This is a genomic window from Pseudomonas sp. FSL W5-0299 (assembly GCF_005930655.1).
In the GTDB taxonomy this organism is placed as follows: domain Bacteria; phylum Pseudomonadota; class Gammaproteobacteria; order Pseudomonadales; family Pseudomonadaceae; genus Aquipseudomonas; species Aquipseudomonas mandelii.
The window spans coordinates 163,374-177,950 of sequence record NZ_RXHX01000003.1; the positions used below are offsets into that span (position 1 = coordinate 163,374).

General features: G+C 59.5%; 15 protein-coding genes and 1 pseudogene. 10 read left to right on the top strand and 6 right to left on the bottom strand.

All coding sequences use genetic code 11. The annotated features are described in order from the left end of the window. Positions 1 to 87 precede the first annotated feature (87 nt). A complete protein-coding gene (locus FHL16_RS06335) occupies positions 88 to 1,128 on the top strand; it encodes an Ldh family oxidoreductase (protein ID WP_077747760.1) in 1,041 nt (346 codons plus the stop codon). 95 nt (positions 1,129 to 1,223) lie between these two features. Here FHL16_RS06335 and FHL16_RS06340 read toward each other — a convergent pair whose 3' ends face one another. Next, the gene (locus FHL16_RS06340) at positions 1,224 to 1,541 is read right to left on the bottom strand and encodes a DUF883 family protein (RefSeq protein ID WP_010460652.1); all 318 of its coding nucleotides are present in this window, start codon (positions 1,539 to 1,541) and stop codon (positions 1,224 to 1,226) included. A gap of 164 nt (positions 1,542 to 1,705) precedes the next feature. Here FHL16_RS06340 and FHL16_RS06345 point away from each other — a divergent pair, with 164 nt between their 5' ends. Beyond that, the gene (locus FHL16_RS06345) at positions 1,706 to 1,957 is read left to right on the top strand and encodes a hypothetical protein (protein WP_010460650.1); all 252 of its coding nucleotides are present in this window, start codon (positions 1,706 to 1,708) and stop codon (positions 1,955 to 1,957) included. Between the two features lie 9 nt (positions 1,958 to 1,966). On the opposite strand, the gene FHL16_RS06350 is transcribed toward FHL16_RS06345, so the two are convergent. Next, a complete protein-coding gene (locus tag FHL16_RS06350; protein ID WP_077747761.1) occupies positions 1,967 to 2,875 on the bottom strand; it encodes a LysR family transcriptional regulator in 909 nt (302 codons plus the stop codon). A gap of 85 nt (positions 2,876 to 2,960) precedes the next feature. Between FHL16_RS06350 and FHL16_RS06355 the strand changes: the two genes are divergently transcribed. Beyond that, entirely contained in the window at positions 2,961 to 3,884 is a 924-nt protein-coding gene (locus FHL16_RS06355; RefSeq protein WP_077747762.1) for a carbon-nitrogen hydrolase family protein, read from the top strand. Positions 3,885 to 4,033: 149 nt separating this feature from the next. Here FHL16_RS06355 and FHL16_RS06360 read toward each other — a convergent pair. The 3 genes and pseudogenes from FHL16_RS06360 to FHL16_RS06370 all read right to left on the bottom strand — a co-directional run. Beyond that, a pseudogene (locus FHL16_RS06360) lies at positions 4,034 to 4,264 on the bottom strand (LEA type 2 family protein); the annotation flags it as partial. 29 nt (positions 4,265 to 4,293) lie between these two features. Continuing rightward, entirely contained in the window at positions 4,294 to 4,527 is a 234-nt protein-coding gene (locus FHL16_RS06365) for a hypothetical protein (protein WP_077747763.1), read from the bottom strand. Positions 4,528 to 4,614: 87 nt separating this feature from the next. After that, on the bottom strand, positions 4,615 to 5,112 hold the full coding sequence (locus tag FHL16_RS06370) for a BCAM0308 family protein (protein ID WP_010460640.1): 498 nt from the start codon (positions 5,110 to 5,112) through the stop codon (positions 4,615 to 4,617). 318 nt (positions 5,113 to 5,430) lie between these two features. Here FHL16_RS06370 and groL point away from each other — a divergent pair, with 318 nt between their 5' ends. Further along, positions 5,431 to 7,047, top strand: a complete 1,617-nt coding sequence (gene groL / locus FHL16_RS06375; protein WP_077747764.1) for a chaperonin GroEL — start codon at positions 5,431 to 5,433, stop codon at positions 7,045 to 7,047. Between the two features lie 20 nt (positions 7,048 to 7,067). Here the strand turns inward: groL and FHL16_RS06380 are convergent, their stop codons facing one another. Then, positions 7,068 to 8,120: a phosphotransferase gene (locus FHL16_RS06380; protein WP_077747765.1), complete on the bottom strand. Its 1,053-nt coding sequence runs from the start codon at positions 8,118 to 8,120 to the stop codon at positions 7,068 to 7,070. 259 nt (positions 8,121 to 8,379) lie between these two features. On the opposite strand from FHL16_RS06380, the gene FHL16_RS06385 reads away from it, so the two are divergent. From FHL16_RS06385 to FHL16_RS06410, 6 genes are read left to right on the top strand one after another with little or no spacing between them, the layout of a single operon-like run. Continuing rightward, positions 8,380 to 9,267, top strand: a complete 888-nt coding sequence (locus tag FHL16_RS06385; protein ID WP_077747766.1) for a universal stress protein — start codon at positions 8,380 to 8,382, stop codon at positions 9,265 to 9,267. A gap of 32 nt (positions 9,268 to 9,299) precedes the next feature. Then, on the top strand, positions 9,300 to 11,063 hold the full coding sequence (gene acsA / locus FHL16_RS06390) for an acetate--CoA ligase (protein ID WP_077747767.1): 1,764 nt from the start codon (positions 9,300 to 9,302) through the stop codon (positions 11,061 to 11,063). Continuing rightward, complete coding sequence (gene pdhA, locus FHL16_RS06395; RefSeq protein WP_077747768.1) at positions 11,060 to 12,043, top strand: pyruvate dehydrogenase (acetyl-transferring) E1 component subunit alpha; 984 nt, start codon at positions 11,060 to 11,062, stop codon at positions 12,041 to 12,043. Before acsA ends, pdhA begins: the two co-directional genes overlap by 4 nt. Then, positions 12,040 to 13,026 carry an alpha-ketoacid dehydrogenase subunit beta gene (locus tag FHL16_RS06400; protein ID WP_077747769.1) on the top strand — a complete coding sequence of 329 codons (987 nt, stop codon included), beginning with the start codon at positions 12,040 to 12,042 and terminating at the stop codon, positions 13,024 to 13,026. Before pdhA ends, FHL16_RS06400 begins: the two co-directional genes overlap by 4 nt. Before the next feature lie 46 nt (positions 13,027 to 13,072). Beyond that, positions 13,073 to 14,191 carry a dihydrolipoamide acetyltransferase family protein gene (locus FHL16_RS06405; RefSeq protein ID WP_077747770.1) on the top strand — a complete coding sequence of 373 codons (1,119 nt, stop codon included), beginning with the start codon at positions 13,073 to 13,075 and terminating at the stop codon, positions 14,189 to 14,191. An 11-nt stretch (positions 14,192 to 14,202) separates the two neighbouring features. Continuing rightward, positions 14,203 to 14,481 carry an acyl carrier protein gene (locus FHL16_RS06410; RefSeq protein WP_010460623.1) on the top strand — a complete coding sequence of 93 codons (279 nt, stop codon included), beginning with the start codon at positions 14,203 to 14,205 and terminating at the stop codon, positions 14,479 to 14,481. Positions 14,482 to 14,577 lie beyond the last annotated feature (96 nt).

Below are 14,577 nucleotides of genomic sequence, written 5' to 3' on the forward strand. Positions count from 1 at the left end.
ACAGCGCTTAATCGACGTCTGCTGTTGGTTGCCGAGCAACCTCGATTCCCCTGGTGCCCGTATTCAATAATAAAACTGGAGCTTCAGATGACCGCAACGCCCGAAGTGGCCGTCAGTTCGACCACCCCATCGCTCGATTTCGACGCGCTTGTTGTATTGCTTGAGCAAATTTTCCTGCGCCATGGCACCTCCGCCGATGTCGCCAAGACCCTGGCGTTGAACTGCGCCGGCGCTGAACGCGATGGCGCCCACAGCCATGGCGTGTTTCGTATTCCAGGTTATGTCTCGACACTCAAGAGCGGCTGGGTCAACGGCCAGGCCGTGCCCGTGGTCGAGGACGTCGCCTCGGGGTTTGTCCGGGTCGACGCGGCTAACGGTTTTGCCCAACCCGCGCTGGCGGCCGCCAGGGCTCTGCTGGTGGAAAAGGCCCGCAGCGCCGGGATTGCGGTATTGGCGATCCGCAACTCCCATCATTTCGCGGCACTGTGGCCGGATGTCGAGCCGTTTGCCTATGAAGGGCTGGTGGCGCTGAGCGTAGTGAACAGCATGACGTGCGTGGTGCCCCACGGCGCCGACCGGCCGCTGTTCGGCACCAACCCGATCGCCTTCGCCGCACCCCGGGCTGACGGTGAGCCGATTGTCTTTGACCTGGCCACCAGCGCCATCGCCCATGGCGATGTGCAGATTGCCGCGCAAAAAGGTGAACGCTTGCCGGCAGGCATGGGCGTGGACAGCCTTGGCCAGCCGACTGAGGATCCGAAGGCGATTCTGGAGGGGGGCGCGCTGCTGCCGTTTGGTGGGCACAAGGGTTCAGCGCTGTCGATGATGGTCGAATTGTTGGCGGCGGCCCTGACCGGCGGCAATTTCTCCTTCGAGTTCGACTGGAAGAACCATCCGGGAGCCAAAACGCCATGGACCGGCCAACTGCTGATCGTGATCAATCCGAGCAAGGCCGCCGGGCAGAATTTCGCCGAACGCAGCCAGGAACTGGTGCGTCAGATGCACAGCGTAGGGCTCAAGCGCCTGCCGGGTGATCGACGTCACCACCAGCGAGCTCAGTCCAACGCTCAAGGCATTCAGCTGAACGCTCAGACGTTGGCAAACCTGCGAGAACTGGCAGGGCTCTGAAACGTTTTTTGTAGAAGCCAGGCTTGCCGGCGAAGGCGCATTTGAAATCGCCTTCGCCAGCAAGCCTGGCCCCTACAGGTTCGATGTATTTCTGTTTAACGGCGGCCCAGCAGCAACCCGACCACCAGGCCGAACCCGGCGGAGATGGCCACGGTTTGCCATGGATGGCCACCGATGTAGGTCTCCGTCGCGTCGACCACCGGTTTGGTGCGGTCACGAACACTGGTGACCGAGTCCCGGGCCTGCTGGAGTTTCTGAGAGATTTGCCCGCGAAGGGTCTCGGCTTCCTCACCCACCAGAGAAGCGCTGCTTTTGAGCAGTTTTTCCGATTCTTCGATCAGTGCCTGAAGTTCGCTGAATGCCTGATCCTTGATCTGGTCTTCGGCGGTTTGTGCGGCGGTTTTCCGGGCCATTGGGTACTCCTTGCAGGTAAATGGGCAGTGAACAATGGAGTCTGCGGCAACTGAAAAAGTTGCAGCGACTTTGCGTATTGACTGTACGCCAAGGAAAAATCCCGAGTCGGATATTTCGTCCTACAGTGTAAGATGTCGCCTATTTTACGCAGCAGGTAACTCCCATGAGCTTCAATCTGGCCGACAAACCCCTGGCTGAGCGCGCAGCGCTTGAAGATGAGAAATCCCGTCTGTTCGACCTCTGGCAAAGCAACCTTGGCAAATCCAAGGGCGAGGCCGCGCGGTTGTTTGGCGAACGCGCCAAGCGCAAAGGCAAATGGGCTGAATGGGTTCGTGCCGAACTTGATGCCATGTCGCCCCCGGAATTCGCCAATATGGTGCGCAGTGAAGTGAATCGCTTGATGGCCGCCAAGTAAGGCCTGCCTTCACGCAAAACTCGCGACAATGGCCTCGCGCACTTTCAACACCACCGGATCGAGCTGCGTGCTGGTGCGCCAGCCCAGTTCGATCGGGTAGCGCGGTAACGCCAAAGGGCAGGGCAGCAGCGCCAGACCGCAGAGCGTCGCGATGCTTTGAGCGGCGTGGGCCGGAATGGTCGCCACCGCCTGACTGCCCTTGAGCAAGTGTGGCAACGCCGCAAAGTGGGTGGTCGAGGCGCATACCCGCCGACTCAGCCCCAGCGCCGCCAACCCCTCATCGGTGATCCCGATAAAGCCGCCGGACGACACCAGAATGTGCTCGCGGGCGACGAACTCCTCAAGCGTGAGAGTCTGTTGCCCCGGGGCCAGGCTGAGCGGATCCACCAGGCACGAATAACTGCCTTCACCCAGCACCTGACGACTGAGCAACCGCTCGCTGAACCCGCCCGCGGTGATCGCCAGATCAATGCTGCGTTCCATCAATGCCTGGGCGACGATCTGGCTGTGGGTTTGCCGAAAGATCAGGCGCAACTTCGGCGCGCTGCGCGCAATGGCCTCGATCAATCGCCGGCCGTAGGCCACCTCGAAATCATCCGATAACCCCACCGTGACCGAGCGCCCGTCGTAATGATTGGCCGCCGGATCGACCATTGCCAGGCTCTGACGGCATTTGTTCAGCGCATCGCTCACCACCGGTTTTAACTGATTGGCCTTGAGCGTCGGTGCCAGGCCACGGCCGGTGCGCACGAACAATTGATCGCCATACAGCTCGCGCAGTCGCCGCAACGCCGCGCTGACGGCCGATTGCGTCACGCCCAGGCGCAACGCCGCACGGCTGGCGCTGGACTCTTCATGCAGCGCTTCGAAAACTTTGAGCAGATTGAGGTCAACAGTGGCGATATTCATTTGGCTCATATCATTCAGCAGTGAGTCGGGCTTTATTCATGATCCCGTGGCGCATGAGAATGGGCAACACCTCAACGCTTTCGGAGAGATCGCCATGCCAAAATCCATTGTCGCAGCGTTACAAATCGGCGCCTTGCCCGGCGGCAAGACCGAGACCCTGGAACAGATTCTTGCCTGGGAAAACGCGATTATCGAATCCGGCGCCGCGCTGGTGGTGATGCCCGAAGCGTTGCTCGGGGGTTATCCCAAAGGCGAGACGTTCGGCACTCAGCTGGGCTACCGACTGCCGGAAGGTCGCGAAGCGTTTGCCCGCTATTTTGCCAACGCCATCGACGTGCCCGGGGTCGAAACCGACGCCCTGGCCGGGTTGTCGGCGCGCACCGGGGCCAACCTGGTCATCGGCGTGATAGAGCGCGCGGGGAGCACGTTGCATTGCACGGCGCTGTATTTCGATCCGCAGGCCGGCCTGGTCGCCAAGCACCGCAAACTGATGCCCACGGGCACTGAGCGATTGATCTGGGGCAAGGGCGATGGCTCGACGTTGCCGGTGATCGACAGCCAGGTCGGGCGAATCGGCGCGGTGGTGTGCTGGGAAAACATGATGCCGCTGCTGCGCACCGCGATGTACGCCAAAGGCATCGAGGTCTGGTGCGCGCCCACCGTGGATGAGCGCGAGATGTGGCAGGTCAGCATGCGCCACATCGCCCATGAAGGCCGTTGTTTTGTGGTCAGCGCTTGCCAGGTTCAGGATTCACCGCAAGCCCTGGGCGTGGAGATTGCCAACTGGCCGGCGGATCGACCGCTGATTGCGGGCGGCAGTGTGATCGTCGGGCCCATGGGCGACATTCTGGCGGGGCCGTTGCGTGACGGGGCCGGGTTGCTCACCGCCGAAATCGACACCGACGACCTGGTCCGCGCGCGTTATGACTACGACGTGGTCGGTCACTACGCGCGCCCGGATGTGTTCGAGTTGAGCGTCGACGAGCGCGCCAGGCCCGGCGTCCGTTTCACCGCATAACCGTCACTGGTTGAACAGCATCACCCCTGTAGGAGCGAGCCTGCTCGCGAATGCGGTGTGTCGGAAAACCGTGTATTGACTGACACTCCATCTTCGCGAGCAGGCTCGCTCCCACAGGGGATATTCATTGTCGGTATGACCGTGGCTATCGACCTCGGCAAGCGCAGTTTTCCGGTGTCGACGAAGCGCACCGTTCCAAACAAGCCGCCCGCCAGTTTGCCGCGTAACACGTAGGGAAGATTATTCAGTGTCTGCGTCTGGCTCAGCCCCAACGTCCGGCGTAACAACGAGAACGCCGAAACGCTCAGCACGGTTTCGGAAAAGCGTGCAATCGAGCCCGATTGATCGCTGACGCCTGACGCCATGCCGCGGCTGGCCACGCTGCTGACCCAACAGCATTCACGTGCTGTCATCGGTTGTTCTTGTCCCTGGTATGCAACCATTCCTGCCAGGCTTGTCGGTATTTTTCATCCGCCCGTTTTTTCGCGTCAGAAAATTTATGGATGGTCTGCGCCGAAACGGGCTCGTTCAACAATGTGTAGGCTTGATCGTTCAAACGGTCGGCTTCAAAAAACAACGCCCTGCTATGGCTGATCGATTTAAGGTTGGTTGCATTCGGCGAGGCTGATTCATTGATGGCCATGGTCGTACTCCTTCTGGAAGCACAAGAAGGTGAGCTGGGTGTCCTGATCCCCCTCAACTTTCCATATTGAGACAACCGCGCCCGGTTCTATTCGTCACGTGTCCAGTTGACGCTCAAGCCATACTTATCATCGCCGTACCGGTAATCAGAGTTCCCTTTGAACGCGGCTTCCAGTGCATGGCCCAGGCGATTCGCGAGATGGATGCCGGTCGTGGTCACGATTAGAGCAGCCGCTGAGTCGGTAAGGCCGATGATGCGCTCCAGGGCATGCTCGGCCTTTTCCTTTTTTTCGGTGTTTTTGATCAGGTTGATGATTTCATTTCGATGCTTGAGCAAGAAGCTGCCCGATAACGTGAGCGTCCCCGCTGGCATGTTGTCATCGATGCGTCGGCAGGCTGGGCACGTCACTGTTTGCGCATCATGAATGACCGTGTTTTCAGGGTGTTTCCAAGTCCAGTTCCCGGCTTGATAGACCGCATCACACTGCGGGCAGATGGCTGAACCTTCAACCCGCTGCGAGCAATAGGGGTCATGAGTGGATGTTTTGAACAGCTTGCTTTTTTGACTCTGCTGAAACTTGTCCATGGCTTTTCTCCTCGCGCATCAAATGGGAAAAGATCTCACCTGTAGCCGTGAAACCGTGACTGAAAAACAGATCCCTTCTGCTTTCAGCCTGCTGAACACACACCCTCATTTGGACTCTGTTTCTTGCTGCGCGAATTGATCTTTGTCAATTCCGGGACGTGAACTGACAGTCGGTCATCCCGACGGTGCGCGCATTGTTTGGGCGGTCTGGGGCGCGGTGGCGTTGTGAGTTTGTTGATAAAAGTCAACGTCGCCCGGGCCAGTTCATAGAAGCTGCCAAAACGCACTTGTTGTAAAACTGGCCAGGAGAACACCCTGATGGCTCACACTAAAATCGTGTTTCGTGCTGCAGCCCGCGAGAAAATCCTGAGTGGCGCCACACAGTTGGCAGACGCCGTGCGAGTGACGTTGGGGCCAAAATCAAAATCGGTACTGATCCAGAGTAAATGGGGCAATCCGACGGTCTGCAATGATGGCGTCACGATCGCCAAACGCATTGACTTGCTCGACCCCGAGGAAAACCTGGGCGCGCAAATGCTGCGTCAGGCGGCCGAACGCACAGGCGATGCGGTAGGGGACGGGACCAGTACGTCAACGGTGCTGGCCCATGCAATCCTGGCCGATGGCATCCGTAACGTCGTCGCGGGCGCCAGTGCAATCGACCTCAAGCGCGGCCTGGATCGCGGGCTGTTGTTGGTCGTCGAATCCCTGGCCGCCCAGTCACGTCCGGTCAGCACCCCCAAGGAAAAGGCCCAGGTCGCCACGCTGTCGGCGCATAACGATGCCGTCATCGGTCAACTGGTGGCAGACGCTCTGGAAAAGGTCGGCGTTGAAGGCGTCGTCAGTGTCGAGGAATCCAAGACCACCGAAACAGTGGTCGAAGTCATGGAAGGCATGCGGTTTGACCGGGGTTATGTCTCACCCTATTTCGTCACCGATGCCGAGAAGATGCAGGTCGAACTCGATGACGCCTACTTGCTGCTCTGTGACCATAAGATCGGTGCACTCAAAGACTTGCTGCCCTTGCTTGAACTCGTGGCTAAAAGCGGGCAACCACTGGTTTTGATCGCGGACGATATCGAGGGTGAGGCGTTGACCACGCTAGTCGTCAACCAGATACGCGGTGTTCTGCGAGCGGTGGCGATCAAGGCTCCGGGCTTTGGTGATCGGCGCAAGGAAATGCTGCAGGACATGGCCGTTCTGACGGGGGCAACGGTGGTTTCCAGCGAACTGGGCGTCACTCTGGAACAGGTGGAACTGAACCAGTTGGGACGTGCACATCGAGTCGTGGTGCAAAAAGACAGCACGGCGCTGATAGGGGGCGCCGGTACGCGCGAGGCCATCGAGGCGCGTTTGCAGCAGATCCGTGCGCAACTAGACAGTACCACCAGCGATTACGACCGTGAAAAGCTTCAGGAACGACTGGCAAGGCTGTCTGGCGGTGTTGCGGTGATCCGGGTCGGGGCGCCTTCCGAAGCTGAAATGAAGGCGCGCAAGGATGCGCTGGATGATGCCATCTCAGCGACCCGGGCGGCGATCGCCGAAGGCATTGTGCCGGGGGGTGGTCTTGCGTTGCTCAAGGCCGTCCCGATTATCGCGGCCGAAGAGGCCCGATATGAGGGCGATGCCAGGATCGGCCTGCAGATTCTTCGCCGGGCGCTGGAAGCTCCGGCCAGACTCATCGCTGAAAATTCGGCAGTGGATGCCGGCGTCGTGGTTGCGCGCATGCTCGCCGAACCTGGGAACATTGGCTTCGATGCGTCTGCCAATTGCTATGTCGACATGTACGAAGCCGGCATCATTGACCCGACCAAGGTGGTGCGTATTGCCCTCGAAAATGCTGTTTCAGTCGCCAGTATCTTGCTGCTGACCGAGGCGACCATGACGGATATTCCGGAAAAGGAATCACCGGCCCAGGCTCCTTTCCCTGAGTGAAACGCCCATCGTGGATAACGTCATGTATAGGAGGCCGCCTCAGACATCGCCAGGTGATTGAGAATCGGGTTTTCGCCGTGCAAGTAACTCAGTGCCTGGTGCATCAACTGGACAGCTTTTTCTTTTTTCTCGTATCGCTTGGCCGGATCGGCATGACGTAGCGCTGCACCCGCAAGGGAGAAGCTGCGCGTGGCGGCCCGCAAAGAAAGGAAAAACGCCAAGGGTTTGCAGTCCTCCTGCACATCACTGTGGTTGAGGTAACTGGACAACAGCCGAGCACCTAACCTGTTCAGGCCATGGTGTTGCAGGTCCATCAGCACAAAAGCCAGGTCGTAGAGCACATCGATGCAGGAAAGCCGGTCACTGAACTCGATGCCATCGAAGAGGGTGGGCTGACCGTCGAGCAGGCAGATATTGGCCAAGCGCATATCACCATGGCAACGGCGAACGCGGCCCTCACGGCGGCGATCTTCGAGGCAGCCGGTCAACGACTCCAACAGGGTCCGGGAGGTATGAGCAATCGCGGTGACTGTCGCGAAATCGAGGATGGGTGGGTAGCGAGACATTTCCCGATGGTTTTTCTCGATTTCTTCATACAGGTCCGGGATGTGACCGTAAGAAGGAGTGATGGGTGCATTGGCATGAAAGCGGGCGATCTCAGCCCCCAACTGTTCCATCATCGGTTCAGTCAGACGTCCTTCAACGGCCATACGGTCAAACAGCCGATCCTGAGCGAAGCGGCGCATCACCACGAGCCAGTCAACCGCTGGTCCGCAACCGTTGAGCGCCAACTGGCCATTCGCCTGGCGATTGATCGGACACAGGCTCAAATACAGCGTCGGCGCAGTCCGTCGATTGAGCAGTAACTCTGCCTCGCAGGCGTTTTTGCGGCTTTCCAGGCTGAGGAAATCCAGCTCGGCAAACGCCACGGCGCGTTTGAGTTTGTAGGCGCGGTTGGCATGCAGAAAAATCACCGAACCATGGGTCTCGATACGCTCCACGGGTTGGTTTGACGCGCCATAGCTCGACGGCCTGGAGAGAAAGGCTATGACCTCGTCTTGCAGGGTGTGCATTCTCACCTCCACGTCGTCTGCGGACTTTTCGGCAGTGTGGAGAAGGGAAGGCCCGCTCCGATTGATATTGATCAAGTACGGTGGAATGAAAGGCTGCTCCTCTTATAGGGGCTCACGCCGGTAGTTGATATTTATCAACGTCAGGCACTTTCCAGCGGAGCAACCTGAATCAGCGCTGGTGCTTGGTCCGGCGTGGACGCAACGGCTGAGCCCTACGAGGCCAACGGCAGGCGTTGAACCCTCTGCCTGGAGTCAGACCATGAGCCAGTATCAACAACTGTTACTCATCCTCCACCTGGCCCTGCGCCATTCTCCGGCAATCGACCATGCAGCAGCGCTCGCCAGGGCCAGCGGTGCACGTTTGCATATTGCGACGTTGATTCCTGCGTTGAAACTGTTGTCGCTGCTCGAAGAAGGCGACCGGGAAAAGGCTCGGGAGCGTTACCTGCAGGACCATCACGATTGGCTGGAGGACCAGTCCAAACTTCTGCGTGGCAGAGGGATCGAGGTGACCACCGAGGTGGCGTGGGCTGATGACATGGAGCAAGACATCCTGGATCACGTCAAGGAGTTGCAGCCCGACCTGTTGATTAAGGAAATCCAGCAAGAATCAGCGCTCAAGCGCACGTTTTTCACCCCGCTGGACTGGCACTTGCTGCGCCACTGTCCGGTACCGGTTTATCTGGTGGGCGAGGCTCACCATGTCCTGCCGCGCAGGATTGTGGCGGCGGTTGATGCTTCGGCGGGTGGGCCTGAGAACAGTGAGTTGAATGACCGCATTATCCACCAGGCTTCCAGCCTCGCCATACAGTGTGATGCCGAGTTGCACCTGCTGTATGCCTATGACATTACGGAAGACTACCTGGAGGAATTGGGCGGTGGCTTGAAACTGTCGGAGCTGACCAAGGGGCTGCGCAAAGAGCTGGAACAATCGTTTCTGAAACTCGCCGGTCGGTACGGTGTGCCTGCTAACCGTCGACATTTCATTCTGGGACATCCCGTTTCGGCGCTGAGCGAGTTCGCCAACAAGCACAACATAGATGTGATCGTGATGGGCAGAGTCCAGTACCACGGGGTGGAGAAACTGCTGGGCAGCACGACCGAACATATTCTGTATCAGGTGCCCTGCAGTGTCCTGGCGGTCTAGGGACGGACCAAAGACGACTCAAGGTGGCGATCATGCATCCAGCGATCATTAAGAAAACCCTGGCCAACTTGCCGTTAGCGCCGAATTGGCTCGATAGCGTGCAAGCTCGGGAGGCCTTTTCCTGGCAGGTGGAAGCCAATGCGCTGGCCGGTTTGCCGGGCGGCGGTTTGAACCTGGCGTATGAAGCCGTGGATCGGCATGCGCAAGGGGCGCGTCGACGGCATACGGCATTGCGCATTCTTGATCGCAACGGGGGTAGTGGCGACATCAGTTACGCCCAACTGAGCATCCTGACCAACCGGTTTGCCAATGTATTGAAAAAGCTGGGCGTGATGCCCGGCGAGCGACTATTTGTACTCTGTGGCCGAGGGCTGGAACTGTATCTGGGGGTGCTCGGTGGCCTGAAACTCGGTTGCGTGGTGTCGCCCTTGTTCTGTGCGTTCGGCCCGGAGCCCATCGAAACCCGTATGCGTCTTGGCGAAGGCAGTGTGTTGCTGACCAGCGAAACCCTCTACCGGCGCAAGGTCGCGGCCATACGCGAGCGTTTGCCGGCCCTCAAACATGTGCTGCTGTACGACGAAAACGGTGGCGATACGGCGCAGATCGAGGGGACGCTCAATCTGCATCAGCTGCTGGCGCAGGCAGAGGAAGCCTTCACCGTTGCCAATACGACCGCCGACAGCCCCGCACTTTTACACTTCACCAGCGGCACGACAGGCACTCCGAAAGGCGTGTTGCATGCCCATGGCGCGGCGCTGACCCACCGCGTCACCGGGAAATACGCCCTGGACTTGCACCCCGAAGATGTCTATTGGTGCAGCGCCGATCCGGGTTGGGTGACCGGCACTTCCTACGGGATCTTTGCCCCGTTGTTGCTGGGCGTCACCAGTGTGGTCGAGGGCAATGAATTCGATGCCGAGCGTTGGTACCGGATACTTGAGAAGCAACAGGTGACGGTCTGGTATACCGCCCCGACAGCCATTCGCCTGCTGATGAAAGCGGGGGCGGAGTTGGCGCGCGGCCATCGTTTTCCGAGTCTGCGGTTTATTGCCAGTGTCGGCGAGCCGCTTAATCCCGAGGCTGTCTGGTGGGGCAAAGAGGTACTTGGGCTGCCGATCCACGACAATTGGTGGCAGACCGAAACCGGCGGCATCATGATTGCCAACACAGTTGCCATGCCCATCAAACCAGGCTCCATGGGTAAGCCGCTGCCGGGTGTCGAGGCGGCCATTGTCGTTCGAGCAGAAGAGGGCGGACTGGTGTTTCTGGGTGACAACGAGGTCGGTGACCTTGCCTTGAAACAGCCATGGCCTGCCATGTTCCGTACCTACCTGGGGCAGGAGGAGCGTTATCGTCACTGCTTTGTCGGTGAGTGGTACCTGAGCGGCGATCTCGTGCGTCGCGATGCCGATGGTTACTACTGGTTCATTGGTCGCAGCGACGATGTCATCAAGTCGGCGGGTCACCTGATCGGTCCGTTCGAAGTTGAAAGCTCCCTCATGGAACACCCGGCCGTAGCCGAGGCCGCGGTGATCGGCAAGCCCGACCCGCTGTTGGGTGAAACCGTGAAAGCCTTTGTTTCACTCAAGCGTGGTTTCACTGCCAGCCAGGCCCTGCACGACGAGTTGCTCGGTCATGGACGCAAGCGCCTCGGGGCGGTCGTTGCGCCCAAGGAACTGGAATTTGTGGAAGTGCTTCCGCACACCCGTAGCGGAAAACTCATGCGGCGTCTGCTCAAGGCCCGGGAACTGGGTTTGCCTGAAGGCGACACTTCCAGCATGGAGAGCCCGCCATGAGCCTCCCACCGCGGTCCCAGGACATTGCTCTCGAGCTGCTGCGGGACATGGTGCGTATCCGTCGTCTTGAGGAGCGCGCTGGCGAGTTGTACGGGGAGGGCAAGATTCGTGGCTTTCTGCACCTGTACATCGGTGAAGAAGCGGTCGCAGTCGGCGTTCTGCATGCACTGGCAGCCGACGATGCGGTGGTCGCGACGTATCGCGAACATGGCCACGCCCTGATCAAGGGCGTCCCCATGAAAGCAATCATGGCCGAAATGTATGGGCACCAGGAAGGCTGTTCGCGAGGGCGCGGCGGCTCAATGCACCTGTTTGATGCCACGACACGATTCTTCGGGGGCAATGCCATTGTCGCGGGTGGCTTGCCACTGACGGTGGGTCTGGCACTCGCTGAACGTATGCAAGGTGGAGCGCGTCTTTCAGCCTGTTTTTTTGGTGAAGGCGCGATGGCGGAAGGGGCTTTCCACGAGTCCATCAACCTGGCCGCATTGTGGCAACTGCCGATGCTGTTTTGCTGTGAAAACAACCTCTATGCGATGGGGACTGCCCTGGACCGTTCGCAGTCGCAAACGGACCTGTGTGTGAAAGCCTCGGCCTACAAAGTCGATACCCGGTCCGTCGATGGCATGGACGTGATCGCGGTGTATGACGCCGCTCGTGATGCGGTTGAACACATCCGTGCGGGGCGTGGGCCTTTTTTTCTGGAGTTTCGCACCTATCGGTTTCGCGCCCATTCGATGTTCGACCCACAGCTGTATCGTGACAAGGACGAGGTGGAGCAATGGAAGACCCATGGGCCGATCCATACGTACAGTGCACAGCTTAAGGCCGAGGGCCTTTTGGACGAACCCGGATTTCTGGCGATCCTCGCCCAGGTGGACGCTGAAGTGGAAGCCGCCGTTACTTATGCCGAAAGCGGTAGCCTGGAGCCACTCGAGGATTTGTCTCGCGATGTCTACACCCCAAGGGCGGCGCCATGAGCATTCGTATGAGCTATCGCGAGGCGCTGCGCGAGGCAATACGTGAGGCGCTGCAGCGGGACCCACGGGTATTCCTGATGGGCGAAGACGTCGGTCGCTACGGCGGCAGTTATGCCGTGTCCCTGGGATTGCTTGAGGCGTTCGGCCCCGAGCGCATTCGAGACGCGCCATTGTCCGAGCTGGGTTTCGTGGGAGCCGGTATAGGGGCGGCTTTGGGGGGCATGCGGCCGATTGTCGAAATCATGACCGTGAACTTCAGTCTGCTCGCCCTCGATCCGTTGATGAATACGGCTGCTGCCTTGAGGCACATGTCCGGTGGACAGTTCTCCGTGCCCCTGGTTGTGCGCATGGCGACAGGCGCCGGACGCCAGCTTGCGGCGCAACACTCGCACAGCCTGGAGGGCTGGTACGCCCATATTCCCGGGCTGAAAATCCTGGCGCCGGCGACCATCGAAGATGCACGCGGCATGCTCTGGCCAGCGCTACTGGATCCGGACCCGGTGCTGATATTCGAACACGCCCAGCTCTACAACCTGGAGGGTGATGCGGGCGAGTGGGAGACGGTGGACATCAGCTCCGCCAAGGTCCGCCGAACCGGCAAGGACCTGACCCTGATCACTTACGGCGGCACACTCGGCAAGACCTTGGAGGCTGCGCAGTTACTGGCCGGGGAGGGCATTGATTGCGAAGTCATCGACCTGCGTGTCCTGCGCCCTCTGGATGACAAGACTTTGATGGCTTCTGTCTGCAAGACCCGTCGGGCCCTGGTGGTCGATGAGGGATGGCGCAGCGGCAGTCTATCCGCCGAGATCATTACACGGATCATAGAACAAGGCTTTTTCGAGCTGGATGCACCGCCGGCACGGGTGTGCAGCGCCGAAGTGCCGATACCTTATCCCCGGCATCTGGAAGAGGCGGCCCTGCCACAAGTGTCGACGATCGTCGCGGCCGCTCATGAACTGTGCCGGGGGACATCAGGGTGAGCGCAATGACGTGGCGTATTCAAGTATCAGGCCAGGAAGGTAAACGATGATCGAATTCAAATTGCCCTCTCTGGGGGCTGATATGGATGAAGGCACGTTGCTGGAGTGGAAAGTCCACCCGGGCGATGCGGTCAAGCCGGGCCAGGTGATTGCCGTCGTCGATACTGCCAAGGCCGCCATCGATGTCGAGTGCTGGCATGAGGGCACAGTGTCGCAACTGCTGATCGATATCGGCGCCAAAGTCCCGGTCGGTACCACCATCGCCCGGTTGTTGGAACCGGGCGAAGATCCGCACAGTGCGCGACGAACAACGACGGCGGCGCCGCTGCTGATCGAAGAGCAGGCATCGTCCGGCAGACGCCCGCGGATATCTCCCGCGGCGCGCAAGCGTGCTGCCGAGCTAGGCGTCAGCACCGCTGATGTGAAAGGCCATGGGCCACAGGGAGTCGTTACCCTGGAGGACATCGAGGCAGCCGCTCATGTGGCGCACCCGCCGGACCCCGACCAGGCCATGCGGCACGCCATTGCGGCGGCCATGACTCGTTCAAAACGCGAGATTCCCCATTACTACCTCAGCGAAACCATCGCCCTGGATAAAGCCATGGCCTGGCTGCAGGCACACAATGCGCAAAGCACACTTCAAGAGCGCCTGCTGCCCAGCGTCTTGCTGCTCAAAGCAGTGGCGCTGGCCTTGCGCGACTATCCGCAGCTCAATGGTTTCTGGCTGGATAACGCCTTCAAGCTCGCACTCGATACCGACCTTGGGGTGGCAATCACCTTGCGCCAGGGTGGCCTGGTCGCCCCGGTGCTGCATCATGTGGCGGACACATCCTTGACTCATTTGATGAGTGAGCTGGCCAGCCTGGTCGAGCGCGCCCGCAGCGGATCCCTGCGCAGCTCCGAGCTGGGAGGCGCCGGCATGACGGTCACTCAACTCGGCGATCAGGGCGTGGACAGCGTATTGGGGGTGATCTATCCGCCCCAGGTTGCCTTGGTCGGTTTCGGTCGTATCAGTGAGCGGCCCTGGGTGAAAGAGGGCCAGCTGTGTGTCATGCCCACTGTCATTAGCAGTTTGTCCGCCGATCATCGAGTCAGCGACGGTCATTACGGCGCACGTTTTCTGGGCGAAGTTCGTCGTTTGCTGCAGACGCCAGAGGCGCTTTGAGGAGAGGGCATATGAACCCGCAAATGATCCGCGATGAAGTATTGAAAGCCTTGAAAGGCATTGCCCCGGAACTTGAAATCGAGCAGTTGCGATCTGATCGGTCACTGCGCGAAGAGGTTGATCTGGATTCCATGGATTGGCTTCGTGTCATCGAGGCTCTGAATCGGAGCCTGGGAATAGCAATTCCTGAAAGCGATTACCAACACGTGGACACCCTGGACAAGCTCATCGCCTATCTGGGGCAAAAGGCGAAATCCGGCGAAGCCGAGCCTTCGATCCGCAAGGGGTGAAGATTCCGGGCAGTAGCGCCGTCGCGCATTGTTTGCCACTCAAACGGTGAGCCGATCGAATCGTCGGATGCCACCGGTTCCGCCCTGATCTGATTT